Source organism: Cupriavidus sp. NPDC089707 (assembly GCF_044748965.1).
Classification (GTDB): domain Bacteria; phylum Pseudomonadota; class Gammaproteobacteria; order Burkholderiales; family Burkholderiaceae; genus Cupriavidus.
In genome coordinates, this window is the sequence record NZ_JBIVHB010000001.1 from 630609 (window position 1) to 655426 (window position 24818).

28 protein-coding genes are annotated in these 24818 nt (G+C 63.2%); 4 read left to right on the plus strand and 24 right to left on the minus strand.

Annotated features, from left to right (window positions below):
* Position 1: 1 nt before the first annotated feature.
* The 20 genes from ACIP1U_RS03000 to ACIP1U_RS03095 all read right to left on the minus strand — a co-directional run bounded on the left by ACIP1U_RS03000 (position 2) and on the right by ACIP1U_RS03095 (position 14657).
* On the minus strand, positions 2-331 hold the full coding sequence (locus ACIP1U_RS03000) for a phage tail assembly protein (RefSeq protein ID WP_400311520.1): 330 nt from the start codon (positions 329-331) through the stop codon (positions 2-4).
* Positions 332-386: 55 nt separating this feature from the next.
* Positions 387-896: a phage major tail tube protein gene (locus tag ACIP1U_RS03005; protein ID WP_400311523.1), complete on the minus strand. Its 510-nt coding sequence runs from the start codon at positions 894-896 to the stop codon at positions 387-389.
* 28 nt (positions 897-924) lie between these two features.
* Positions 925-2097, minus strand: coding sequence for a phage tail sheath protein (locus ACIP1U_RS03010; RefSeq protein WP_400311526.1), 1173 nt, complete (start codon positions 2095-2097; stop codon positions 925-927).
* Between the two features lie 153 nt (positions 2098-2250).
* Complete coding sequence (locus tag ACIP1U_RS03015) at positions 2251-3126, minus strand: tail fiber assembly protein (protein WP_400311529.1); 876 nt, start codon at positions 3124-3126, stop codon at positions 2251-2253.
* A 14-nt stretch (positions 3127-3140) separates the two neighbouring features.
* On the minus strand, positions 3141-5825 hold the full coding sequence (locus ACIP1U_RS03020) for a hypothetical protein (protein WP_400311775.1): 2685 nt from the start codon (positions 5823-5825) through the stop codon (positions 3141-3143).
* Between the two features lies 1 nt (position 5826).
* The gene (locus ACIP1U_RS03025; protein ID WP_400311532.1) at positions 5827-6369 is read right to left on the minus strand and encodes a phage tail protein I; all 543 of its coding nucleotides are present in this window, start codon (positions 6367-6369) and stop codon (positions 5827-5829) included.
* On the minus strand, positions 6362-7270 hold the full coding sequence (locus ACIP1U_RS03030; RefSeq protein ID WP_400311534.1) for a baseplate J/gp47 family protein: 909 nt from the start codon (positions 7268-7270) through the stop codon (positions 6362-6364). The genes ACIP1U_RS03025 and ACIP1U_RS03030 overlap by 8 nt, the downstream gene beginning before the upstream one ends.
* Entirely contained in the window at positions 7267-7611 is a 345-nt protein-coding gene (locus ACIP1U_RS03035; RefSeq protein WP_400311777.1) for a GPW/gp25 family protein, read from the minus strand. The genes ACIP1U_RS03030 and ACIP1U_RS03035 overlap by 4 nt, the downstream gene beginning before the upstream one ends.
* Before the next feature lie 11 nt (positions 7612-7622).
* Positions 7623-8285 carry a phage baseplate assembly protein V gene (locus ACIP1U_RS03040; RefSeq protein WP_400311537.1) on the minus strand — a complete coding sequence of 221 codons (663 nt, stop codon included), beginning with the start codon at positions 8283-8285 and terminating at the stop codon, positions 7623-7625.
* Positions 8286-8325: 40 nt separating this feature from the next.
* Positions 8326-8778, minus strand: coding sequence for a phage virion morphogenesis protein (locus tag ACIP1U_RS03045; protein WP_400311540.1), 453 nt, complete (start codon positions 8776-8778; stop codon positions 8326-8328).
* Positions 8775-9215 (minus strand): phage tail protein, encoded by a 441-nt coding sequence (locus ACIP1U_RS03050; RefSeq protein ID WP_400311543.1) that lies wholly within the window; start codon positions 9213-9215, stop codon positions 8775-8777. The genes ACIP1U_RS03045 and ACIP1U_RS03050 overlap by 4 nt, the downstream gene beginning before the upstream one ends.
* Complete coding sequence (locus ACIP1U_RS03055) at positions 9212-9724, minus strand: hypothetical protein (protein ID WP_400311546.1); 513 nt, start codon at positions 9722-9724, stop codon at positions 9212-9214. Before ACIP1U_RS03055 ends, ACIP1U_RS03050 begins: the two co-directional genes overlap by 4 nt.
* Positions 9721-10527, minus strand: coding sequence for an N-acetylmuramidase domain-containing protein (locus tag ACIP1U_RS03060; RefSeq protein WP_400311549.1), 807 nt, complete (start codon positions 10525-10527; stop codon positions 9721-9723). The genes ACIP1U_RS03055 and ACIP1U_RS03060 overlap by 4 nt, the downstream gene beginning before the upstream one ends.
* Positions 10505-10843 (minus strand): phage holin family protein, encoded by a 339-nt coding sequence (locus ACIP1U_RS03065; protein ID WP_400311551.1) that lies wholly within the window; start codon positions 10841-10843, stop codon positions 10505-10507. The genes ACIP1U_RS03060 and ACIP1U_RS03065 overlap by 23 nt, the downstream gene beginning before the upstream one ends.
* Entirely contained in the window at positions 10840-11229 is a 390-nt protein-coding gene (locus ACIP1U_RS03070; protein WP_400311554.1) for a putative holin, read from the minus strand. The genes ACIP1U_RS03065 and ACIP1U_RS03070 overlap by 4 nt, the downstream gene beginning before the upstream one ends.
* 17 nt (positions 11230-11246) lie before the next feature.
* On the minus strand, positions 11247-11450 hold the full coding sequence (locus ACIP1U_RS03075) for a tail protein X (RefSeq protein ID WP_209777605.1): 204 nt from the start codon (positions 11448-11450) through the stop codon (positions 11247-11249).
* Positions 11450-11917, minus strand: coding sequence for a head completion/stabilization protein (locus ACIP1U_RS03080; protein WP_400311557.1), 468 nt, complete (start codon positions 11915-11917; stop codon positions 11450-11452). The genes ACIP1U_RS03075 and ACIP1U_RS03080 overlap by 1 nt, the downstream gene beginning before the upstream one ends.
* A gap of 114 nt (positions 11918-12031) precedes the next feature.
* The gene (locus ACIP1U_RS03085; protein ID WP_400311560.1) at positions 12032-12754 is read right to left on the minus strand and encodes a terminase endonuclease subunit; all 723 of its coding nucleotides are present in this window, start codon (positions 12752-12754) and stop codon (positions 12032-12034) included.
* Positions 12751-13776, minus strand: a complete 1026-nt coding sequence (locus ACIP1U_RS03090) for a phage major capsid protein, P2 family (protein ID WP_400311563.1) — start codon at positions 13774-13776, stop codon at positions 12751-12753. Before ACIP1U_RS03090 ends, ACIP1U_RS03085 begins: the two co-directional genes overlap by 4 nt.
* A 47-nt stretch (positions 13777-13823) precedes the next feature.
* Positions 13824-14657: a GPO family capsid scaffolding protein gene (locus ACIP1U_RS03095; protein ID WP_400311565.1), complete on the minus strand. Its 834-nt coding sequence runs from the start codon at positions 14655-14657 to the stop codon at positions 13824-13826.
* 144 nt (positions 14658-14801) lie between these two features.
* Between ACIP1U_RS03095 and ACIP1U_RS03100 the strand changes: the two genes are divergently transcribed.
* Complete coding sequence (locus tag ACIP1U_RS03100) at positions 14802-16583, plus strand: terminase ATPase subunit family protein (RefSeq protein WP_400311567.1); 1782 nt, start codon at positions 14802-14804, stop codon at positions 16581-16583.
* On the plus strand, positions 16580-17617 hold the full coding sequence (locus tag ACIP1U_RS03105) for a phage portal protein (protein WP_400311570.1): 1038 nt from the start codon (positions 16580-16582) through the stop codon (positions 17615-17617). Before ACIP1U_RS03100 ends, ACIP1U_RS03105 begins: the two co-directional genes overlap by 4 nt.
* A gap of 2 nt (positions 17618-17619) precedes the next feature.
* Here ACIP1U_RS03105 and ACIP1U_RS03110 read toward each other — a convergent pair whose 3' ends face one another.
* Genes ACIP1U_RS03110 through ACIP1U_RS03120 form a run of 3 tightly spaced genes read right to left on the minus strand, consistent with a single transcriptional unit; the run spans position 17620 to position 19276 of the window.
* Positions 17620-18090, minus strand: a complete 471-nt coding sequence (locus tag ACIP1U_RS03110; RefSeq protein ID WP_400311572.1) for a hypothetical protein — start codon at positions 18088-18090, stop codon at positions 17620-17622.
* The gene (locus tag ACIP1U_RS03115) at positions 18090-18842 is read right to left on the minus strand and encodes a hypothetical protein (protein ID WP_400311575.1); all 753 of its coding nucleotides are present in this window, start codon (positions 18840-18842) and stop codon (positions 18090-18092) included. Before ACIP1U_RS03115 ends, ACIP1U_RS03110 begins: the two co-directional genes overlap by 1 nt.
* Positions 18839-19276, minus strand: coding sequence for a hypothetical protein (locus ACIP1U_RS03120; RefSeq protein ID WP_400311577.1), 438 nt, complete (start codon positions 19274-19276; stop codon positions 18839-18841). Before ACIP1U_RS03120 ends, ACIP1U_RS03115 begins: the two co-directional genes overlap by 4 nt.
* A 1104-nt stretch (positions 19277-20380) precedes the next feature.
* Here ACIP1U_RS03120 and ACIP1U_RS03125 point away from each other — a divergent pair.
* Positions 20381-21241, plus strand: a complete 861-nt coding sequence (locus ACIP1U_RS03125; protein WP_400311580.1) for a hypothetical protein — start codon at positions 20381-20383, stop codon at positions 21239-21241.
* Positions 21242-21400: 159 nt separating this feature from the next.
* Positions 21401-23437, plus strand: a complete 2037-nt coding sequence (locus tag ACIP1U_RS03130; protein WP_400311583.1) for an SEC-C metal-binding domain-containing protein — start codon at positions 21401-21403, stop codon at positions 23435-23437.
* A 60-nt stretch (positions 23438-23497) separates the two neighbouring features.
* On the opposite strand, the gene ACIP1U_RS03135 is transcribed toward ACIP1U_RS03130, so the two are convergent.
* A complete protein-coding gene (locus ACIP1U_RS03135) occupies positions 23498-24748 on the minus strand; it encodes a tyrosine-type recombinase/integrase (RefSeq protein WP_400311585.1) in 1251 nt (416 codons plus the stop codon).
* Positions 24749-24818: the final 70 nt, after the last annotated feature.

Sequence of the window (24818 nt, forward strand, 5' to 3'; positions counted from 1 at the left end):
ATCACTGCAACGTCGGCGATGGCGTCTTCGACTCGGGCGGGAAGCCCTCGGCCTTCGCCGCCTTCGGCAGCAAAAAACCGCTCACCGCTGTAGCCAGCTGCGTCATGTCGGCAGGATCGAGCTGGCTCACGTCGTGCGCCGTCAGCGTCGGTGTGGTGATGCGCGGCAGCACTGCGTGCAGCGCGGTCACCTCCATGCGCATCAGGTCGATCAGGCTGCAGCCGCGCAGCTCGCCGGCGGCAGGCTTGCGCACCGTGATGGACGTGATGACCTCGTTGCCGCGTGTGATGGGGGTGTCGAGGGTGATGGTTTCGGATTTGGCTTCGTTCATGGTGGTTCTCGAAAGGGAAGGGATTACCGGCGCCGAAAGCGCCGGCGGCATGCCGTCACAGACCCATCGCGCGGCGCTGCTCGGCCAGGCGATCGACGCCGAACACGATCTCGATGAAGTTGACGTGGTCGATCTCGATCCACACCTCGCCGTTGATCGTCAGCTTGAAGTAGGTCAGCGACGACTTGACCTTGAACTGGCTGCTGTCGCCGACCTTGCCGGTGCCGAAGTCGAGTTCGGTATGCCGGCCGCGCACGACCACCTCGACGGCATCGGTGTCGCCGGTGTCGTCGCGCTGATAGGCACCGGCGAAGCGCACCATTGCCGCAGCGGCCTGTGTGACCCCGTACTGCTTCAGGATCTCGCGCATGATGCTGCCGTAGGTCGTCTCCAGCTCGAGCTTCTCATTGCCAAGGTCCAGATCGACAGGGCCGTTCATGCCGCCGGCGCGGTATTCCTCCAGCTTGCGCGTCAGCTTCGGCAGGGTGACTTCCTCGCATTCGCCGACGTGGCTCACGCCGTCGGCGAAGACGTTGAAGTTCTTGAGTTTGCGTGGCATTGCCATGGTGGTTTCCTCTCTTGAATGCCCGCTATCAGCCGTTCACCGACGCGGCGAAGTCCATCAGGTAGCGGTCGGTGATGCGCTGGCGCAGCTGCAGGTTTTCCAGCGGCGGAACCGGCGTGTAGTCGTAGTCGATCCACAACTTGCCGGCCTTGAGCGTGTCCTTGGTGTTGATGCCGGCATCGACCCAGGCGCTGCCGCCCATCAGGTAGCCGAGGCGGGTCCATTCCCGGAACTTGGCGTTGAGGCCTTCCACGATGTCGCGTGCCAGGGAAGGCGTGAGCGGCAGGTCGATGGCCCAGGCATGCGCCTCGGCCATCGTGTCGGCCAGGATCTGCGCGGTACGGGTGGCGCTCTCGAAGGCGAACAGCGGTTCCGAGCTGCAGGTACGCGAGCCCCAGAAACGGAAGCCCTCGAAGTTGATCAGGGTGGTGACCTCGTTGCTGTTGAGGTAACCGGCATCGGTCGCCGGATCCTGCAGGTCCCAGTAGATGTCCTTCGAGACGCCGGTCACACCGTTGACCGGGACGTTGGAGATCGTCTTGTGCCAGCCCACCGACTCGTCCAGCTTGGCGCGCAGGCCGAGCGCGCGCGCGGTTGCCCACAGGTTGCGCTCGGTGTTGTTGGCAGTGTCCCAGCCCACGAAGTCCGGCCACAGCAGCATCAGCTCGCGTTGCCCGAAGTTGTCACGGTAGGTGGCCGCCTCTTCCTTGGTCGCACAGCCATGCGCACTGACATAGCCGAAGGCGCGCAACTTCTGGCAGATCGAAGCGAGCGCCGTGGCGACCTCCAGCTTGTCCAGTCCCGGCACGGCGAGAATACGGGGCGTGACGCCGAAGCGCGTCTTTGCGGCCAGCAGCGCCTTCATGCCGGTGTACCGGCCGGCGGGGTTGGTGGTGCCGATCAGGTTGCTGGTGGTCTCGGCTTCGGTGGCGCCCTCGGCAACGCGAACGACGACCGTCATGGGGTTGGCCTGATCGGTGATGGCCTCCAGGCTGGGGCGCAGCGTGCCGTGGGTGCCGGCCTTGCCGATGGCCGCCTGCGGGTTGGTCAGCAAGACGGGAGTGTCGAGGGGAAACGCCGTGGCATCGGCGTCGTCGGCGACGGTCACCAGGCCCGGAATGGCCGTGGCGATGGTGCGGATTGGGCGGGTGCCATCGTTGACCTCGATGACACGTACGCCGTGGTGGTAGTCGGTTGCCATGCAGTCCTCCGGGAGATTTGGCAGACGATCGAAAGCATCGTCCCGGTAGGATGCCGCGCACGCGCGTGGCGGTCTGCCGCGGGCTGTTGTCGACCGCAGCGGTACAACGAAAAGGTGAGAGCGGTGCGCGCTCCCGCCCTCTTGAGCGGTGGCCTACGCGTTTTCCGGGGCGCTATCCGTTCGGGCACTGACCAGGATCTCTGCCTCGATCGCGGCCTCATCTGGCGGTGCAGGCCAGGCGATCCCCAGGGGGAAAGTCGGAGCCAGCGCCAGGTGTTGCAGCTGAAGCCGAAACGACAGCCACGCCTCGTGGATCGCTCTTGGCACGGCGTCGAGCGTCCCGGCGGCGTAAGCGTCTGCCCTGCCCGCTATTGCTTCGTTTGCCCGCGCCAGGAGGCTGTCATACCCGGCACGCGCTGCAGCCTTCGCTGCTTCCTCGGCCTGGACGGTGGCAGTGATCGCTTCTACATTCGGTTCCTCGGGCCAGTCAGAGACGATGGGGAAGTCGGGCGAGTTCACAACCCGCACCAGGTCGAGCTGGTATGCGGACCAGGCTTTGAACAGGGCGGTTTCTACCGCGTTCAGCAGTCCGGCGGCATGGGCATCGGCCTTGCCTGCATTCGCTTCCCTTGCGATTGCCATGAGGCGGTCGAACTCCGCCATCGCCGCCGCGCGGGTACGCTCCGCGACTAGTGCAGTGTCCAGCGCCCAGCCGTCGGTAGTCCAGCGGTGCAGTTCGGACGGCCGAGGGTCGGGCGTAAGGCCCGCTTCCTGCGGGGTGATCCCAGGCACCCCCAACTCCGCCGGCTCGCCATTCTCAGTGCGGTACAGGACGATGCCGCGGTAGTCCGGCAGCATGACCCACGCGCCGTCGCAGAAGAACGGCCATTCGTATCGATTGCGCTCCGGCAGCGGAGCGAGCGACGTGAATGCCGGCTGCAGCCAGGCTTTGGGGTCGCGCGGGTCCGGGTCGGCGAGCGCGCTGCTGATGTACTGACCGGTGTGGCTGTCGTAGTGGTGGAGCATCATTTGCTTGTTCTCCCTTAGAAGGCGCGAATCATGGCGAGCGCAGAAATTGTGCGAACGCGCACTTCTGCGCCGCCGTCTGCGTTGATCGTGATGGCGTGGAAGTGCCCCCCGGCCCAGCCGATGCCTACGTTGTGACCGTGCGACCCGTCTCCGGCGATCGAGATGCCGGTGTATGCGCCATACGTGCCGCGCTGACCGTACTGCGTCAGGTCAAGCCAGCTCGCGCCGGATGCCGCGCCCTGGCCGTCCGGATTCGAAGCCGGGGGCGGCACGTCATAGGTGTGCGCGTGAGTGGGATCGTGAACGCCATGGCCGTGCCAACCCTGGGCATCCGTCCAGGCGCTGTGGTTATGATCGCCAAACCAGGACGATGACGCGCCGTGGCTATGCGACTGGTTCTGCGGCGCCTGGTAGCTCCCGATCTTGCGGCCCGCATCGACGCCCCGGCCGTCATCCCAGAAGCGCAGGCCCTCGCCGCGGTACTCGGGAATGCGGAAGGTATTTTGTCCGTCGCCGGTGGAGAAGGCGCCCCACATGCCGGCCTGCCACTCCGCTTCGCTGACCAGGTTCCCGCTGGCCTGGGCATAGGTCCACAGCTCGGGGTAAGCCGACCGATTCAGCAATGCCCCGTTCAGTTTCAGGCACCCGGCCCGCGCGGTGGCCCGCGGCTCGATGATGATTTGGCCGATCGCGGCGTTGAGCAGGGTCGACATGACCCAGGCAGTCGTGGCGAGCTTGCGGGTGCAGTCGCCCGCCGGCGGCGTGTCGGCAGTCGCGTACCCTGTGACCTGCAGCTTGGCGCTGCTGCCATCGTCGACGGTGGAACCGATCTGCAGCGTGCCATAGTGAAAGCCCGGCGCCGTGCCAGCCGAATACAGGTTCCATTTGTTGGGACCGGCCGCCATCTGGAACAAGGCGGCAGAGATTCGCGTCGCGCCGGCATTCGAGTAGTCGCGTGCGATGTACGCGTCGTAGTTCGTGAGCGACGCCTGCGCGCCAAGGATCGGTCCGGCCGCGTTGAACCCGGCGACCTGGTTGGCGGTGAAGGGTGCGTCCTTAAGCCGCGGAACGGAGTGATAGCCGTAGACGCCGGCCGTCGCCAGTTCGTTGAACTCGGTGTTGTTGTAGACGCCGTACTGTGTTGTTGTGCCGCCGGCAATGGTGGTGCCCAGGCGCAACGCCACCGCGCTCGATGTGGCCGGCCCGAGGGACATGTAGCCGTCCGCGTGGAACGTGTACAAGTCCGTGTAGGCGCCTGGCGTAGCCACCGAGTCAAAGCCGATGCGCAGAAGGTGCGCATCCATGAGCAGCCGTGCGTTCCGCACGTTGACCGTGCGGTCGATGAGCTGCACCACAGGCGCATAGGACTCCACCGCAAGGCCGCCGGCCTTCCCGCTGTTGGAGCCGTCCAGTACCCGCATGGTAGGCGTGTTGATGTCATCCCAGCCGGAAGTTTGCATGCCAACCACGCCGCCTGCCTTGTCGAACTTCTTGCCCAGTTCGGTGAGAACGGTGGTAGCGAAGTTCGGGTCGTTTCCAAGCGCCGCTGCCAGCTCCTTGAGGGTGTCCAGAGCGCCCGGCGACGAATCGACCAGGTCAGCCATAGCCGCCATCACGTACTCGGTGCTGGCGATTTGCCTGGTGCTGGTGCCCCTGGCCGCGGTCGGGACAGTCGGCGTGCCGCCGAAGGCAGGGCTGTCGAGCAGTGCCAGGTCCTGCCATGCCTGCCACGCGCTTCCCGTGCGCCGGCGAAAGACGATCCGATTCGACTGATAGGGGGAGAACAACTGCAAGCCGGCGGTGCCGTACACGCGATGCAGCAAGACGCCAGGGCCGAGGCTCATCGGCACATTTGTCGCCGCGCCCGGCACATAGAGCAGGCCGCCGGGCACCGTCACATCGTCCATATCGGTGATTGTGCCTTCGGTGCCTGTGCCGCCGAAACCCAGGAGTTTGAGGCGTGCCAGCAGCTTTTTCGCGGTGACCGCGCGGGCGTCGTCCGTGCCTTGGTCGACTTCGGTCTGGGTGGCGATTTCCAACAGGCCGGTGCGCGCTTCCGTGGCCATACGGGCCGACAGGTTCGCCGGCGTGACGGCGCGCGTCGTGTCAGTGCCGGTCTGCGCCTCGGCGTCGGTGGCCAGCTCGACCAGGCCGGTGCGCGTGGCCGTGGCGGTGCGCGATGCCAGCCCCGCCGGCGTCACGGCGCGGGTGGCGTCTGTTCCGGCCTGCGTTTCGGCGTTGTCGGCCAACTCCACCACGCCCTTCACCGTGGTGGTCGCGGGAGGATTGAGGAAGCCGGCATCCCCGAACACAAGGGCTGCCGCGTCGATGGTGGTGAACAGGATGTCTGCGGCCAGCAGCAGCATCGCTGCCGGCGACTTCTCCATGACCGGCGTGTCCTGGCTGTACGTGCCGAGCAGCACGCCGTTGTCCAGGTACAGGCCGAAGCCGTACATCTGGTACTGGTCCGCCGATTCGTCCTGAATGGTCACGTGGACCGTATCGGGTGCCACGTTCTCACCGCCGATGCTGGTCAGTCGCTTGCGCTCGTTGGGCATGACCAGCATGTCGACGTCATGTGCGAACGGAGCGGTGGCAATGCCCACTGCGACGACCGTGCGGGTAACGGTGCCGACGTTGCCCGGGCCAACCAGGGCAGCCCGGCCGGCGTTGGTGAGTTTGATGAGATTGCCAGCCATGTCAGGTATCGGAAAGGGACAGTCGGACATACAGGGCGGCACGTGCGGCCGCGCCGATGGCAACGGCCCCCTGGCGCTGGTAGCCCTGCGTGAAGATGTAGTGCGAGCGCACCGGCTTGGCGCGGTCGATCTCGGCGATGACATCGCCGATGAATTCGGCGGTGGCGCTCTCGCCCTCGCGGTCGCTGACTGCCATCACCACCTCAAAGGTGTGCGGCACTCCGGGCGGGTTCATCTCCCACCATTCGCGGATGACGATGTTGGCGCCGAAGGCGGCGACCACGCTGCGCACTGCACCGGCGGTACCGCGCTTGCGGGCGATCTGGATCGCGGCCTTCACCCGCGCCCGCTTGACCTGTTCGGGCCAATAGTCCTTCCAGGCGTCGACGCCAAGGTGCCAGGCGAGCCACGGCAACAGCGCCGCCGGGCAGGTATCCGGGTTCATCAGCGTGCGCAGCGGCGCCGGGACGTCGCCGAGCCGACCCATTACCTCGGCCAGATTGCGCTCCAGTCGCGTGGCGTTGGGTGGCAGAAGATCAGCCATAGACGCCCCCGTGCTGGATATCCACGAGGATGCAATACGGCGCCTGCGTGCGCGTGACTGGAATGCTTGCGGTTGGCTCCAGCAGCTCGACGCGCTCTACCCCATCGATGTGCAGCGCCGCGTAGATGCCGGAAAGCGTCGGCTCCATGCCAAGGCGGTGGATCGCCGCGTTGTAGGCCAGCAGGCGCTTCCTGGCCTCTTCGATCACGACGGTGGAGTCGGGCCCCGGAAAGGTGTAGAGCCTGGCGCGGGCGCGGTAGGTGACGATCTCGGCCGACCGGACCAGCACATGGTCGGTGAGCGGCCGCACATCGTCGGCGCCGAGCACCGATTCAACGGCAGCGAGCAGCGCGGCATCGGCGGTGCCGTCGCCGTCGCGGGAAAGCACCGTGACCACTACCGTGCCAGGCGTTGGGCTGGTGGCAGAGGCATCCAGTACGCGCCCGTCTGCGCCCAGCGCGTGGGATTTGTACGCGCCCTCCGGGCCGGCCACCGAGAACCCCTGCGGCGCCAGCTGGGTCCGCTTGCGCAGATCCTCGTCGCGCTCCATGACGGCCGGCATGTCGTTCTCGGGATCAGCCGGCGTGATGGTGAGGCGCGCGATCCCAAAGAGGGCGGCCAGGTGCTCCAGGTCGGCACCCATGGCCTTTGCGAGCATCACGGCGCGGGCGGCGTCGTTGACGCGCTGGCGCAGGACCAGCTCGCGATAGGTGCTGGACTGCAGCGCTTTGGTCAGTGGCTCGGATTCCAGCGTGAGGGTGGTTGCAATCTCAGGCTGCTGCGCGGCGGGGAAGAGCGCCACCAGTTCAGCCTTGCGCTGCGCGAACAGGGTCTCATAGTCGAGCGCCTCCACCACATCGGGGGAGGGAAGGCGGGACAGATCGATCGGGGTCGCGCTCATGCGTGGCCTCCGCGCAAGGGGACGCGCAGGTTGGCGGCCTGGGCGCGCGGTCCGTCCACGCGCTGGGCCTCGATGTCGATAAAGAGGGAGCCGTCGGCGCCGGCGTCGAACGAGACGCGCGTGACACGAAGTCGGGGTTCCCAGCGGACCAGCGCCATGACCGACGCCGACATGGCGCGCAGCAAGGTGGCACGGTGCAGCGGCTGGTCGACCAGGTGGGGCAGCAGCGAGCCATAGTCGCGCCGCATCACGCGGGTGCCGATCGGCGTGGTCAGGATGTCGCGCACCGACTGCAGGATGTGCTCGCGGTCGGCCAGCGCCCGCCCGGTGGCGACGTTCATCCCGAGATAGCTCACCGGGTTCCCTCCGTCCAATCACCGCCGCGCAGCACGCCGCCGTGGTCGTGGTCATCGACGACGACGCCGTTGGAGGAAAGTTCGCCATCGGTGTGGGTGACGTTGCCGCGGATCTGCGTGCCAGCGCCGCTGCTGCCTCCCTGGCCGGACATGCCGGCCTGGTAGGTGAAGAGACCCTCGACGGTGACCTTGCCCTTGAAGGTGGTATCGGGGCAGTCCACCACCACGGTCTGGCCGGCCTGTAGCAGAACTGTCTGCACCCCCTCGATCTCCAGCGCCCCGCTGACGTGGTTGTAGCGGGTGGTCGCGCCGTCCGGGTAGAGTGTGACGGTTTCGTCGGCACTGTGGCTCGGAACATCATGCGCCGCGGACGGTATCCCAGCGACAATGATGCCGTTGGCGACATCGCCGCTGGGGCAAAGCATGATGACCTGTTCCCCTACGGTGGGCGGGTTCCATGTGCGCGTGGCGCCTGCGCGGCGCTCCACCCACGGCAGCCATGCCGTGGTGATGCCGCCGGTCGCAATGCGCACGCGCGGCGGCGTGCTGGTATCGACCTCGGCAATGGTGCCGAGCCGAATCAGGTTCTCGATCAGGCGGGCGAGTTCGGTGGTGGAGTCCATGCCCGCCAGCGTGCCGTGCGCGCGCGAGGCAGTCACGCAGCGGGTGTTGTGGCGGCAACCGGCACAACAGGCGGTGTCAGCCGGCGATATGCGCGAGGACGAGGTCGGTGATGCGATCCACGTCAGCGTCGTCAAATCCCAGTAGCTCGCGCTGCGGGTAGGTGACCTCGAGGCCGGCCCGGTTGACACGGTCGCGCAGCCCGAACTGGTGTACCGCGGCGATGCGCTGGGTGCGGCCGATAAAGGTCACGACAGCGGCGTCCGGGCTTGACTGCGCCTTGAGGAAACGGGTGGTGCGCAGGCGCGCGAACATGGCGCGACGCACGCGCCCGGGTCGCAGCCGTAGCCGCAGCTGCGGCTTGCGGGGTTCATAGGCCGACCCGTCCGGATTGCGCTGCTCGGCGATGCGGGTGCCCTGGCGGCGCCGCAGTTCCGCCGCGACAGCTCGTGCAAGGGCGCGCCGCGCCGGCGCCTCCAGATTCTGCAGCAGGGCGCCAGCCCATGCCTCCAGGGCGCGGAAGTCGCTCATGGCGCTGCTGGCCGCCAGGTGGACGGATCGTCGTCCTCGTTGACTGGCTCCGGGTGATGCTCGACGTGGTAGCCGGTCCCGGCCACGCGCACTGTGACTCGCTCGGTCAGAGGCAGCTTCAGTGCCAGGTCGACGGTGGTGTGGTTCAGGATATCGACCTCGAACCTCACCCCGTCCTCGCGCTGGGTGGGGCTGAAGAACAGCTCGGGCTGATTGACGCGCAGCCAGGCCAGCACCGGCACCATGATTGCATCGGAGCCGGCCGCAAAGTCAGTCACGATCAGCGTCAGCGTGTACCGGTACTCGAAGGACAGCGTCCTGGCGCCGGTGGCCACCAGCCGGCCTTCATCCACGAACACGTGCAGCTTCTCCGGGTTGCGCGCGAGATCCGGTACCGCCGCGGTCAGCGCCTCGCGCAGGCTGTTGGGCTTCATCATGGCACTGGCGCCTCGCCGATGATGGTCACGCCCTGGTCGCGCAGGATCTGCTGCAGGGCGCTCAGCTGCTCGGCGTCGGCGAGGCTGCTGGTGTAGTTGCCGGCAACGGTGGCGGCGACGGTAGAGAGCGCAATGCCCGAGGGGGCCGCATCAGCATCGCCGGGATCTGGATCGAGCAGGGCGCCGGTGGCGGCGGCGTCGTGCAGGCGCACAAAGCCGACAGGCACAGTGCAGGCGGCATCAGCCTGAACAGGGACATAGCGCGGAACCTCCTTGATGATGGTGTCGCCCTTGACCTGGATGGTCTGGACGCGGTCGACATAGCGGGTGACGGTGACGACGCTGCCAGTTGCGTTCCTGAGCTGTACCCGCAGGCCTGCGGCGGCCGCTTCCGCGTCATCGCCGCGCTTGACGGCTTTGCGGTAGCGATCGGTCATCCAGGCGCCCGTGCCGGCAACCGCCAGCAGCAGCACGACGCCCGCGAGAACGAGAGCCAGGGTTCGGTTCATACAGGCTCCTTTTCTTCGGCGTCGTAGCGCGCGAAGGCGCGTGCCAGTTTCACGTCGTACAGGTTGTCCCTGTAGGCCGGGCCGTTGTAGAGGCTGGCGAAGGTGGGCCATTTGCGGGCCTTGAGCGCTTTGTGCAGCACCGGGTCCGTCAGGACGAAGCGCACGAACGCGTCGAGCTGCGCGCCTTCGCCCTCGCGCATGCACAGGGAGAACGCCTGCACACTCGAATGCCCGAGACGCTCCCAGTGGTAGCCCATCACCTGGAACAGCCCCCAGCTGGCAGAGGCGAGGGCGCAGGCTTCATCGATGTCGGCGGCGCGGGCCAGCCGCATGTGCTCGGCGGCGCCGCCGGCATAGCCCCCGCGCGCGCCATTGACCAGGTTCGGGTACTGCCGTGCCAGCGCGTCGGCGTCGTGGCCGGCCGCACGCAGCTGCCGGTACATGACGTGCCGCTCGAACAGGATCACCGGGCGCCCGTCGGGCAGGAAGCCGCTGCCCCGGCTTTCGACCTCGTTGACGGCGCGCACCGCCGCGAGGGGCACGCCCAGCTTGTCCGCGGCGCGCTGGAGGTCGGCGGCGGTCAGGTGCCGCGGCTCCCGGGTGTCTTGCTGCAGCGCCTGCAGCGTCTTCGGGCCGGCGAGGCCGTCGACCACCAGGCCGTAGCGCGCCTGTGCCGCCCGCACTGCGGCAAGCGTCGCCGTGTCGAAATCGCCCGTCAGTTCAAGCCCCGCGCCACGCTCGCGCAGCAGGCGCTGCAGCTCGCGCACGCCGGCGCCCACGTCACCTGGTCGCAGGATAGTCATCGCAGGATCTCCGCAGGAATCGAACGAGCCAGGAGCAGCCGCCATCGGTCTCGGTCATGCGGAACAGCTCCACCACATTGCCGCGCACCGCATACACCGCCAGGCACAGCACCGCGGTGATGCCGCTTTGCGCGAGCATCGCCCAGTCGTAGCGGCCGAACAGCACACCGATGGGAACGGCGCCCGCCAGCACGATCAGCAGGTAGGCCAGCCGCGAAGCCCACGGACGGTAGGCAGCCCCCGCGCGCCGGAACAGCAGCAGGCGGATGGCGATCAGCGCGCACAGCGCCGCCTGGATCAGGAAGAGGATCGTCATTTGTTGCCTCCTTGTCCGTTGTTGCGAAAAAGCCCGACCAGCCAGTCCCCGTGGCCGGCCACGCGGATCAGCAGCATCAGCAGCTTGACCATCACCGCCGAGGCCACCAGCGCGCCGACGCCATGGCTTACCTCGGCTTCAGTGGGCAGGGCCTTGGCAATCAGCGCGGCGGCCAGCGGCGCCGCGAGGCAGCCGGCCACGATGGACAGCACCAGGAAGGCCAGTTTCTTGGCGGTCGACATGTCGTCGGAATTGAGCGCGAACACCGCAGCGCCAGCGAAGGCGCCGAGCACCGTTGCCGCATCCACGCCTGGCAGCAGGGTGATGGCGCCAATGCCGGTGACGGCAATGGCGGCGGTGGTGCCGGTGGAAATGGGTTCAGCCATAGTCGATTCCTTGGGGGTCAATCCCACAGTTGCACGCGCTGCACGGCTGGCTGTGGAGAGGTGTCGGGCAGGTCGATGACCGTGCCATGAGGGAGGACCGGGCCGAGATCGGACAGGCCGGGATTGGCTTCCAGCACTGCCTCGGTGACGCCGGCGGTGCGGCCGTAGACGCGCTGGCAGATGGCATCGACGGTGTCGCCTTGCAGGGCTCGCACGCGCATCAGATCAGCTCCACGGTGGTGCGGGTGATGCCGAGCAGGTCGCTGATGGCCCACCGCGCATCGCGGCGCAGGTCTTCCACGGCCTGCAGTAGCGCCTCGGCAGCCTTGTCGCCGGCGGCCGTGGCGTCGTAGTCTCGGTACCGCTCGATCAGCCCTGCGCGCGCCTGGCAATGCAGCGCGCGCAGGTACCGGTGCAGGTTGGTCGACTTGCCGTCGATCTGCGCAGACGGTACCGCCAGCAGCGTGGCGTGCCCGGCCGCCTGCTGAGTCGTCTTCCAGTCGGCCAGCTCCGCGTTGACCGACAGCGCCGCCTCGATCAGCGCCGCGCGCAGGCGATCCGGTGTCACAGTGCCGTCCTGGCGCATGGCGGCCAATGCCTGGTCGACGTCGATGTCCGGGAAGAAGCCATCGTTGGCGATCAGGTTCTGGCCGGCAGCGGCGGGGGCGGTGGCGATGAAGGAAGACATGGATTCACTGGTGGTGGAGGCGGTGGACGGGGCAGCCAGCTGGGTTGGCCGGCGCGAGGCCGGTACGCCCTTCGGATGCCCCGTGCCGCCTGATGCGCGGGGTCACGCTCGGTGTCATCCCCGGCCGTCGCCCTCCTTGGCGCCGGCCTGGGCTGCATTCTTGATCTCGCGTTCGAGACGCTCGATGTCTTTTTTCACGCCGGCCTTGTCGTGCAGCTCCAGCGCGCGGCGCAGATTGGCCAGCACGAACTCGCGCCGGTCCTGCTTGCGATCGTCCTGCGTCGCGTCCACCAGGGCGGCATGCGCATAGCCCACCGCCTTGTGCAGCTTGGCGCGCACTTCGTCGGGCATGTCCTGGTCGTTGACCAGCGTGCCCACCTCGCCGAGGGCGTCCACGTCGACGGGCTGCCCGGCTTCGACCGCCTTCAGCGTCATTGCCGCGTATTCCTCGGCGATCAGGCAGGCCGTGGTGCGCTGGTACTGGTCCGGCATCACCAGGCCGTGCCGGATGGCGTATCGCGCCAGCGGCAGGGCGCCGGCGAAGTCGCCCACGTCGATGTGCCAGACCATCACGGTCATGAAGACCTCGTCCTGTACGCCGGCATCGGCTTCCAGCACGCCCTGCACCCAGGCCGCATAGGCCGGCAGCATCCCGCGCTTGGCGTCGGCCTTGCGCTCGATCGACTGGATCTGCTTGAGCTGGCGCTTGTGCTCGGCCAGCTGCGCCAGCATCAGCTCATGCCCGGAGGCGTGGCGCAGCGGGTTGGCGGTCTCGGCTGCGACTGCCGCCCGCTGGGCGCTCACGCGCAGGAAGTGGTTGCGGGCGGGGCTCGTCATGCCTGGGCCACCTCGATGTTCTCGGCCATCGCGGCGCAGGCCAGGTCCTCGATCACATAGGCGTCGTTGCTCGACTCGTAGTTCTCGATGCGGTCGCGCTTGGCGTTGTCCACGATCGTGCGGCGGCGCGAGCCTTCCTGGTAGTAGATCGACAGATTGTCCAGACGCGTCACCAGCAGCGCGTCGGGTGGGAAGTAGGGCACCCGCACGGCCGGCAGGTTGCCGATGCGCTTCTGGCTCATGATGATGTCGGTGGCCAGCTTCTGCGTGGGGTCGCGATCCTTGTTCAGCAGCGGGAAGTACTTGTCCGCCAGCAGCTGCCGGCCACACACCACCACCAGGTCGGGATCCTCGGCGTACCACGGCGCGATCAGGTGGCTGCACAGGTCGAACACCAGGGCGTCCAGGCTGGCGTAGTCGCGTGTGGCATCCGTGTCGGGGCCGCCGACCACGATCGTGCCGGCTGCCTTGCCTTCGACCATCACGCGCTCCGCCGCTTCTTCGCGCAGGTGCTGCAGCCAGCCCTTGTTGACGTCCTGCAGCATCGGGTTGGCGGCGCGGTTGGAGGTGGCCGCGCGGCTCAGGCCGTTGAAGCCGATCATGATGCGGTCCAGCGCCTGGCGGCGCAGGATGGCGTCGCGGATGCGGGTCTGGAAGTCGGGGAACTTGGCCCAGGCATCCAGCATGCGGTAGGTGATGTGGGTGTCCGAGTTGGTCTGCTCGCAACGATAGCCGCGGTCGTCCAGCGCCGCGATATCGCTGGTCTGGCGATCCTGGGCCGAGGTGTCGGTGGTGCTGGCCACCGGGCCGGATACGCCCAGGCCGACCTTGTCGCCTTCCTGCTCGGTCACGCCATAGACGTTGATCCTGCCGAGGAAATCGCTGGACTCCTGTACTTTGGTTTCCAGCTTCTGCTGGACGCTCGGTTGAACGCTGAACTTGCGGTCCACGCGCTCGACGCCGTTGATCTCGGCGATTTTGGCTTCGTATGCCGCGTACAGGCGGCGGGTATCGTTGCGCATTGAGTTGGCTCCGGGGTAGGTTGGTGTGTCGCTGTTCGGGGGCCGGCTCAGCAGTCGGTTTCGATCACCGCGCCGTCGCCGCCGGTGGCGGGCGGGCGGCGGCTGAAGTCCTCCGTCTTCTCCAGCGTGCCCCTGAGCGCGCTGAACGCTTCCTTGCCCTGGGTCTGTTCCGCCTGCAGCGCATCCAGGCGCTTCGTGACGCCGTCGATGGCCTTGGTGAAGGTCTCGCCCAGCGTCTGCACTTCCTTGGCAATGGCCTGGACGGCTTCCTGCGTGTCGGCATGGCGGGCGTCGTTGCCGGCGTCGGACTTGTCCTGGCGCGCGAACAGCTTCTTGATGCTGGCGGCAAAGCCGGCGGTGGGCACGGTGGCGGTTGGTTCGGTGGGGAAGTCAAGCTCAACTGCCACCGCTTCGGAGAACAGGTTGCTCGGATCCTGCTTGCGCTCGGCCAGCGGGTTGTTCTTGGCCCTGGCGCTGAACTGCAGCATTTCGCAGCCCAGGCTTGCCGGGTTGTCGGTGACGGCCAGGCCAACCAGGTAGGCCTCGCCCGAATCCGCGAAATCGGGATTCACTTCCATCGAGCAGAAGACCTTCTGCCGGGCCTTGTTGAAAGCGATCAGGTCTGGGGTGGGGTCGAGCTGCGCATACAGGCGCAGCCTGCCGCCTTCCTCTTCGGTCTTGAGTGCCAGCACGTCGCCATACGCCCTGAACGGGCCATCGGGCACGATGCCGCGGATGTGCTCCAGGTTGATGCGGGCGCCGTAGGTGTCGGGGTCATAGCTGGCGGCCATCTGCACCAGCATCTCGCGGTCGATCACGCGGCCGTCGCTGGTCGCGCCTTCGGTGGCGATGCGGAAATACTTCGGGTTCTTGCCGGCCATGGTGTCCTCGTTTGGCGGGGTTCGGTGGTGGTGTTGCCATCTTCGGCGCGGTGTCACGCGCGGGGCAATGCCGGGCTGTTGTAGGCATCCCGGGCACAACACAGGCGGCGTGGCACGCGCGCGCGCGGACGGTAGCGTTGCGGCATGACTACGCTTCCCCCTATCGCCCTGCTCTCGTTCGATCCAGAAATGGAGCCGCGTCGCATTGCGCGCGGGCTCTACTGGCAGGGGTATCGGGTGGCGCGCATCGCGGAGATGCTGGGCGTCAAGCCGGCCACCGTGCACAGCTGGAAGCGCCGCGAAGGTTGGGACAAAGCCGATGCCGTGGAGCGCATCGGCACCAGCATCGAGGCGCGCATGGCGCGGCTGGTATTGAAGGAGGCCAAGGAGGGGAAGGACTACAAGGAAATCGATCTGCTGGGCCGGCAGATCGAGCGCCTGGCGCGCGTGCGCCGATATGAGGGCAGTGGCAATGAAGCGGATCTGAACCCGAAGGTGGCCAACCGCAATCACGGGCCGCGCAAGCCGCCCGAGCGTAATGCCATCGACGAAGAGCAGCAGGAGCAGCTGGTCGACGCCTTCATGGATTCGATGTTCGACTACCAGCGCGTCTGGTACGAGGCGGGCCTGGTCGAGCGGATCCGCAACATTCTGAAGAGCCGACAGATCGGCGCGACCTGGTTCTTTGCGCGCGAAGCCTTTATCGACGCGCTGACTACCGGCCGCAACCAGATCTTCCTGTCGGCCAGCAAGGCGCAGGCGCATGTCTTCAAGCACTACATCATCCAGTTCGCCAAGGACGCCGCCGGCGTCGAGCTGAAGGGCGATCCGATCGTGCTGCCCAATGGCGCCACGCTGTACTTCCTCGGCACCAACGCCCGTACCGCCCAGAGCTACCACGGCAACCTATATCTGGACGAGTACTTCTGGATCCAACGCTTCCAGGAACTGCGCAAGGTGGCCTCCGGCATGGCTATCCATGCGAAGTGGCGGCAGACCTATTTCTCGACGCCTTCAAGCCTTGCGCATGAGGCGTATCCGTTCTGGTCCGGTTCGCTGTTCAACCGCGGCCGGAAGAAGGCTCAGCACGTGCAGGTCGACTTGAGCCACGCGATTCTGCGGGCTGGTCGGCATTGCGCTGACGGGCAGTGGCGCCAGATCGTGACCGTCGAGGACGCGGTGCGCGGTGGCTGCAACCTGTTCGACCTGGAGCAGCTGCGCCGCGAGTACAGCGACGCGGACTTCGAGAACTTGCTGATGTGCGGGTTCATTGACGACACGGCGTCGGTGTTCCCGCTGTCGATGCTGATGCGCTGCATGGTGGATAGCTGGGAGGTGTGGGGTGACTTCCGTCACTGGTCGTCGCGGCCGCTTGGCGACCGCGAAGTCTGGGTCGGCTATGACCCCAATGGTGGGGGCGGGGATAGCGCTGCGCTGGTCGTCGTGGCGCCGCCACTGGTGCCCGGTGGCAAGTTCCGGGTGCTGGAGAAACACCAGTTCCGAGGCATCGACTACGAAGAGCAGGCGGGTGCAATCCTCAAGGTCTGCGATCGCTACAACGTGACCTACATCGGCATCGACCGAACAGGTGTGGGTGATGCCGTCTACAAGGTGGTGCTCAAGGCGCGCCCGGATGCGCAGGGCTTCACCTACTCGGTCGACGTGAAGACCGGACTGGTGCTCAAGGCTACCGATGTCATCAGCAAGGGCCGGCTGGAATTCGACGCCGGCTGGACTGACTTCGCCGCGTCGTTCATGTCCATCCGCAAGACCACCACCGCCGCGGGCGGCCGCGTCACCTATCAGGCCGGCCGCTCGGAGGAAACCAGCCACGCCGATCTGGCCTGGGCGTGCATGCACGCGCTGGCCCACGAACCGATCGAAGGCGTGACCACCACCAACACCAGCATCATGGAGTTCTCATGACCCGCAAGAAACCGAGCCGCGGCGCGGCTGTTGCAAACCATGTCGATGCCGCGCCGGCTCCGACTGCCCCCGCGGCCTCGGTCGAGGCGTTCAGCTTCGGCGATCCGGTTGCCGTGCTCGACCGCCGCGAGCTGCTCGACTATGTGGAGTGCATGCGCGTGGGCGACTGGTACGAGCCGCCGCTGCCGTGGGATGGCCTGGCGCGCAGCTTCCGGGCGGCCGTGCATAACAGCTCGCCCATCTATGTGAAACGCAACATCCTGGTCTCGACCTTCATCCCGCACAAGCTGCTGTCGCGCTCGGCGTTTGCGCGCTGGGTGCAGGACTTCCTGGTGTTCGGCAACGGCTATCTGGAGCGACGCGACAACGTGCTGGGCCGGCCGCTGGGCCTCGAGCCGGCCATGGCCAAGTACGTGCGCCGCGGCGTGGATCTGGAGACCTACCATTTCGTACAGAACTGGCAGGACAAGCACACTTTCAAGCGGGGCAGCATCTTCCATCTGCTGGAGCCTGACATCAACCAGGAGGTGTACGGGCTGCCCGAATACCTGTCGGCGCTCAATGCCACTTGGCTCAACGAGGCGGCCACGCTCTTCCGGCGGCGCTACTACAAGAACGGCAGCCACGCCGGTTTCATCCTGTACATGACCGACGCCGCCCAGAAGCAGGAGGACGTGGACGCGCTGCGCAAGGCGCTCAAGGAATCCAAGGGGCCAGGCAATTTCCGCAACCTATTCATGTACGCGCCTGCGGGGAAGAAGGACGGCATCCAGTTGCTACCCGTGTCGGAGGTGGCAGCAAAGGATGAATTCTGGAACATCAAGAACGTGACGCGTGACGACCAGCTTGCCGCACATCGCGTACCCCCGCAGCTGATGGGCATTATCCCCAACAATACTGGGGGATTTGGCGATGCGCAGCAGGCTGCAATTGTTTTCGCGCGAAACGAAATTGAGCCGCTACAAGAGCGGCTCAAGGAAGTTAATAATTGGCTGGCGGAGGAGGTGGTAAGATTTTCCCCGTACGCTCTTTGATATTATTTCGGCATTGATTCTTCGATTTTTTTGACAGCAGTACTCACGTCGATAACCTTTTTTGCAACAGCATCCAAAATAGGCGGGTATTGTGTTAGTGAGAGACCAATCCAAGCCAAGTGCTTTGCGAGGATTTCCCGCGAAACTTCCTCATCGTCTTCAAGAACAATATAGGATTTTAGCAGGATTGATTGGGTGACAGGTGAAATCTCAAATGAGCAATAAGGCATCTGCCAGTTTGCCGATAGAATGACATGGGACATTTCGTGCATGTCTTCCTGCTTAATCACAGTGCCGAGCCATGCCAGAAATATGATGCCGCCGGTGATCACGGCGACATCTAATCTATATCTTTTATCTCCAACGGGCAATTGGATCATCAAATCGTTTGAGTCGGTCGGGAGTTCCCCTACAGTGGACAGCCACTCCCTAACAGCAATCTCGTTCTTGCTGAATTGGCCTTCTTGTGTCATCAGTGAAAATTCCGTGCTGAGTGCTTCTTGTAAGATGTAGCTTGCATCGCCTCGGCTCTTAGTTCCGCGATATCTATCGCGGTTGCAGAAGACTGTCTAAGGGGCCTCGACACATCGAGCGCAGTAAGAGTCTTTTTGATTCCTTCAGCGAATGTGCTGTAGGTTTGCAATAGATCGCGATAGCTAATCATTTCTGAGCGAACACTCGCATAAACAGAATCCTCCGCCAACATCCATTGCTCCTTTCCGACTTCCGCCCTCAGTAGCTTGGAAGGTATGTGAGCAAATTCATCAAACTCTCTTTGTAGCTGCAGCCAGGTAGTGTGATGTTTTCCCGCATCTTCCAGTTCTCGCTGAGCCCTCTTCTCTAATGAACTCCAGAGCAAAGTCTTTTTCTCAGGGAGGGCGTCATCAGGAATTCCGTGTATCCCTTCATGTAGAAGAAATTGGGAGCGTATATTCCAATCGAAATCCACCTCGAGCGCGAAGACCCAAGGTTGGTCAAGGGCCTCATAGACAGATACGGCGCCTGACTTCAATTTCGCAATGAGGCGGTGGTCAGCAGGCGAAGCAATAAACCTAACAGCCTCTACATCATCGTCTACATCGCTTTCATAAAACAAGTGAAGGCGACCTTGGTTCTGATGAGTAAAAATTTTCGGCCCATCAAAATCAAATAAGGTTTCTTCGATGCGTAGTTCCGGATCTGAAAAGATCTCGGTAGGAACTCCATGGATTTCCCACATCTTCAAGCCCCGTCTGTGTTCGTAACGCGAAAGAGCGTCTCGCGCTGGGTCTCAACGAAAGGCCACCATGTCAAGTGGCCCGGGAGGGAAGGAGTCGGTGCAATCACTCCATGATCGGCGTTGAGAGTCGCCACTGCAATCAGATCGCCGATGTTGCGCGCCGACAGAACGCGACGCGCATGATCGCACTCTGAAAAAGTTCTGAAGACAGAAAGCCCATGGCGCATGCACGCGGCCTCCCCCATAGCGTTGCGAGCGCGGCCACGTTCCGCCTGGCTGCGGACTTGGTCGGAAGTTATCGGTTCCTGTTTCACAAGCATGAAGACTTCCCCATCACATTCTTTTGCCCGGGGGAACGGGCAATCCTCCGGCAGTTCTGCCGCGAAGCTCTTCTTCTTATCGTCCAAAGTGTTGGCTCGCCTCGTGTCAATTTCGGACATGGGTCTATGCATTCATATCATGGTAGCACGCAACATAACCTCCTCCTGCGCGCGGTTGAGACCCCGCCTCACCTGCCCGCTTCATTGAGTGGTTTTTATGCACCTGGAAGGGTGCCGCCGAACCGCGCTAGAGCTGGGGCCGCGGGCAGCCAGCGGGGTGCAGCGATCTCGCAGATTTATGCACCTTGGCTATGCAGCAGCCAGGTTACTGGGCCGGGGCGTATGACTGCTCTGAACTTGTGCGCTATTCGCCTCTCATGACGTCTTCGGCAAGTTGAGAACCGGGAGGGGGCGGTAAAAAGGTAACCTCGGTAACCTCCGTCGAAAATCGGCGCTAACTCTTTGATTTATAAGGCGGTGGGTGGTTACCTCAAAAAGGTAATCTGAGGTAACCAAAAAGGTAACCTTTCTCTAACTCATTGATTTTATTGAAGATCGATTTCTATGAAGGTTACCTTTGAAAGAGGTAATTTGGTTACCTGAAAGTTACCTCAATGTTACCTTTTTGCCGAAACCCGCAATCCCTTATCTGGCAAGGCTTTGCGGGGGATTTCCTGTATCAGGTTACCAAGGTTACCTTTTTCCCGACCCCCCACGAATTTTAGCGGCATCCCGGGATACACTGTGTTTTTATACAGTAGTCGTCCCTGGCGAATGAATGACATCCCGACACTCACGGCAGTATTCCTTGGACGCAAGACGCAGTCGATGGCATCCGACCAGAGCCACCCATCCCGCCACCACGGTCGATCGCCGGTGCGTGCTACGTACCAGCGAAACCGCACACAGAATTCCCGTGCTGCTATGGATCGCAAGGCTTCACAGCATCGTCCGGCCGCAGATCTGATGCTCGCGGGCTTTTCAGTGGGCGGGCATGCTGCGACAGAATTGAAGGGTGAGCCGTGCCTTTAGGAAGAGCGCCGCCGCCGGGCAGAAGACGAGTGCTCAACTCGTCTGGCCGCGCAGGCGCGCCTCGATGCATGCGCGCACGATGGCTGATTGTGTCACTGAGCAGCGACGATACCCCCCAGGGCAAGGGTCATGGCAGGTTATGCGTTAGTGGTAAATTGAAGACGAATCAGAATATGTCCAAAAGGAATAGTGATGAGAGCAGGCAAGTGCAGGCTAACGGGGGACCACGGCATTTACCTGAAGTCCCATCTCATACCAGCGGCGCTCACACGTTCGGAAAAAGGGGTTCCCTTTATTGAAGCGGGCAACGGATTGCCACCAAAGAGGTCGTGGAACAGTTGGTACGACAAGGAGTTAGTAGTCCAGAAGGGTGAGCGAATCCTGACGAATCACGACACATGGGCGATAGAGTTCATGCGCAAGCATCGCCTTGTGTGGAGCGGCTGGGGTGAAGCAGATATGCTCGAACCATCGCCGCTGGCAGACACCAGTGTAACTATGGTTGATCAAGAACGGGGGCATGCAATCCACGTCATCAAGGGGGTGGACAGCCAGGCCCTCCGACTGTTCTTTATGAGCTTATTGTGGCGTGCAGCCGCGACGCGGAGACCCGAATTCTCGGATGTCTCGCTGCCAGTTGCCGACCTAGAAAGGTTGCGCCGCATCTTGGTCGACGAGGAAACCGATAGTTTCGATTTCTACCCTGTTGTCCTGATACAGCTGAGCACTCGCGGGCCATTCCATAATCAGGCTCCGATAAAGATCCTTCAGGAACACTCATTTGTGGGTGGGCCGGCAAGACTTGAGGTCTTTCGATTCTATTTCGATGGTCTAATAGCACATATCTATCTGCCGAACGATAACCCGGAAGCCATAACAACGCTGAGATCGATCTGCCTCGGAAACGGGAAAAACGAACTGATAGTTACAGCGATCGAGTTCGAAAAATCGTTCCAGTTTGACAACATGCGAAAGCTGATTGCGGAGACCCACGCCCTGTGGCCGGAGAAGGCAGTACGGTTACTTGACGCCGATGGCAAACGCTCACGATAGCGACACAAAAACAATCTACCGTCCGCCACCATGAAAATACCTTCTCGTTCGGAACAGGAAGTCTTTGCCGACTTGACGGCTCTCTGCCAACGGCCGGGATACGTTTATGCCGTGGCGCACCTCTGCTTCCGGGACAATGTCATCCTCTACTCAGGAAACATGAAGGAGGCCGATTTGAGGAAGATGTATTCACCCTCGCGGCTAATTCGTACCGAGATCAACACGCTGCTCGGCCTGATGATCAAAGCTGAGATTGACTGGACTTTGCCGGCGCCGACGACGCTACAGACATATGTAGATGAAAGCGAGCGACTCTTGAGTGAGTTGCACGACTGCCTGACTGGTGAGTTCTTTTCCGGGCTAACGCCCGAGGCCCTGCAAAGCGGAACTTTCGATCCCTTCGATCGTGGCGCTGTCTTGCGGGAGCCCATCTTTTACAGTGGGGAGGCAGCTTATAACTTTCAGTATCTCGACCTGGCCGCCCGAAAGTACGCTCCTGATGCGCCATGGCTCTTAGCAAATCGTGGATTCACGATGGAACAGGCTGCGCGCATAGCTAAGGCGATGGAAGAAGTCCATGCCGACCGAATGTACGCCATACGGGAGCAGCTCAGAAGGCAACATCCTGATGAGTGGACCATGCTGCCTGTTTTTGCATGCGCAGTGGGCGAAGTGGCGACAAAGGCGATCCTCGAACCAGAGCTCGTGGCGCGCGTCCTAGATGCTTTTTCAGCGCTACCTACCGAGCGTAACACCGGATTTAACGCGCTGCACGACTTCAACGTCCTTGCAGCCACTCCACTATTGCGCATGCCGAGCGGTGAATATTTGTCGCTCCAGTCATACACGTTTTCCGAAGCAATCTATGACGCCCCCTTCTACTGGATGGCGCAAGACAAAGCCTACCTGCCGACGCTGACCAAGAATCGAGGCGACTTTACTGAAAACTTCGTCGCCGAGCGACTCAGTCTTGTTTTTGGCCCGCAGCACGTGTTCTTGAATGTCGACGTCTTCGAAAACAAGTCGACGAAGGCGTCTGATATCGATGTGCTCGTCGTTTGGGGCAATCGAGTCATCATCGTTCAAGCGAAGTCGAAGCGCCTCACGTTGGAGGCTAGAAAAGGAAACGACCAGGTTATTCGCGATGATTTCAAGAAGGCGGTGCAGGCCGCATATGAGCAAGGGGCTACCTGCGCAAAATGTCTCTTTGATCCGCGCTACAAATTTGTTTCACCAGACGGACGTGAAGTCGAGCTGCCCCCCGACATTAAGGAGGTGTATCTACTTTGCGTTGTTAGCGACCATTACCAAGCTCTCAGCTTTCAAGCCCGCCAGTTCTTGAAGGCCGAGAGCATTGATCGAGTACAGGCGCCATTGGTGATGGACGTGTTTGCTGTGGATGCGATGACGGAGATGCTGCAGTCCCCATTGCAGTTCCTCAGCTATATCAATCGCAGAGCAAACTACGCCGAGCAAGTCATGGCGTCGCAGGAATTGACGATTCTCGGCTATCACCTTGCGAAGAATCTGTGGGTAGAGTCGGACGTTGGCCTTATGCACCTCGACGATGATTTTTCAGCTGGACTGGACGTCGCTATGGCGGTCCGGCGAGCGGGTGTGGCAGGCGCATCAACGCCCGATGGCGTCCTAACGCGCTTCGAAAGAACAACGATCGGAAGAATCGTCCGAGAGATCGAGGCGCGGCCGGAAGCGGCCACTATCGACCTCGGTTTCTTTCTTCTGGCAATGAGCGAGAAGGCTATTGATCAGATGAGTCGCGTGGTGGACAGGTTAGCTGCCAGGACGCGCGCCGATGGAAAGGCACATGACGTTACGTTCGCTTGTAAGGAAGGGCCTGGACTTACCTTCCATTGCACCGACGAGTCGGCACATATCGCCGGTCCGCGTTTGGACTCCTACTGCCGTCGCCGTAAGTACAAACAACATGCTGAAAAGTGGTTTGGGCTTTGCATGGCGTCCAGAGGGCCCGAGGTAAGGTTCGGTGTCTCCCTGACCTACCCCTGGATCGAGGATCTGAAAATGACGGCGGAGACGAAGGACATGCTCGCACCCATGCCGATTGACCAAGCAATTTCTGCTGTCCTGAGTGGGCGTAGACGGGTGGAAAAGGTCGGCCGAAATGACCCATGTCCTTGCGGCAGCGGCCAGAAATACAAGAAGTGCTGCATCGACTAGGCAGTCGAGCGCCGTTACCCTGTGGCGTCGCCAAGATTTCAACTCAGCAACTGCTGCCCATCAGTTGCACGCCGATTGCAGCGTGGCGCTCTGGTCCAGCGGAATGACTGCCGCTGTTTGGCCAGAGCAGTAGTCCGCCCAGTCGCTCATCATCTTGCGCCGGCGCTCGAGCATGTCGCCCCTGCGGTAGGCCGCTTCGCTCTCGTTCTGGATGGCGTGCGCCAGCGCATTCTCTGCGAGTGAATCCGCATACTCGGTGCAGTCGGCTATCCAATCTCGGAAGGTCGAGCGGAAACCGTGCACGGTGATGTGGCTGTAGCCCATACGCTCAAGCACCTTCAGCATTGCCATGTTCGAGAGAGGCTTTCCTCTCTTCCGGCCCGGATATAACCATCCGTCTCGCGCGCCAGGCAGCGCTGCCTCAACTAGCTCGACGAGGCGATCGGTCATCGGCACGCGCAGCGGGAGTTCCATTTTCATGCGCTCGCCGGGCACGGTCCAGACGCGATGGCGCATGGCAAACTCCTCGGGTCGCGCGAACTGAACCTCCTGCGTTCGCACGACAGTCAGAATCAAGTGTTCGAGCATACGGGCCGCCGTCCCGCGCTGTTCGCGCAATTGCTTCATGAACTCCGGGATCTCCTGCCACGGCAGAGCGGGGTGGTGCTTGATCTTTTTGCGGCGGTTCTGCTTCGGTAGCAGTTTGTCGAGGTGGCCGCGCCAGCGAGCAGGGTTTTGTCCTTCGCGGTGTCCGAATGCCTTTTCGGCATCGAGTATGCATTCCAGGCGGCCGCGCAGCCTGAACGCTGTCTCGCGCTTCTTAATCCAGATCGGCTGCAGCACCTGAACAATCATCGCCGTGTCGATGACGCGCACATCCTGGTCGCCAATGATCGGGGACGCGTACGTGGCGAGTGTGTTCGTCCACTGCTGCGCATGTTTCTTGTTCTTCCAGCCGGCACGATGCTTGGCGATGTAGTCGGCCGCTGCAGTTTTGAACAGGCGCGGTCCGGCTGTGTCGAGGGCACGCTTCCGATGCTCGGCATTTCGTGCTTCGATCGGATCGATCCCATCACGAAGAAGATCGCGGCATTTTGCGGCCTCAGCGCGCGCAGCTGCCAGCGATACTGACGACAGGGGGCCTAACCCCATTTCGCGCGATCGGCCGCGCAGCGTGAATTTGAATATCCAGGACCGCGAGCCCGTCTCGGAAATCTGGAAGTAGAGATTGCCTCCATCCGGGTAACGTCCCGGCTCATCCAGCTTGCCGATCTTGAGTGCAGTAAGCCGATGCAGCTGCCGTGTCGCCATTTCCCACCCCCGTTCTCACCCCTATTCGATGGGCGGATTGTGTCGGAGCGGTCTGGAGTCGGCAAGAAGA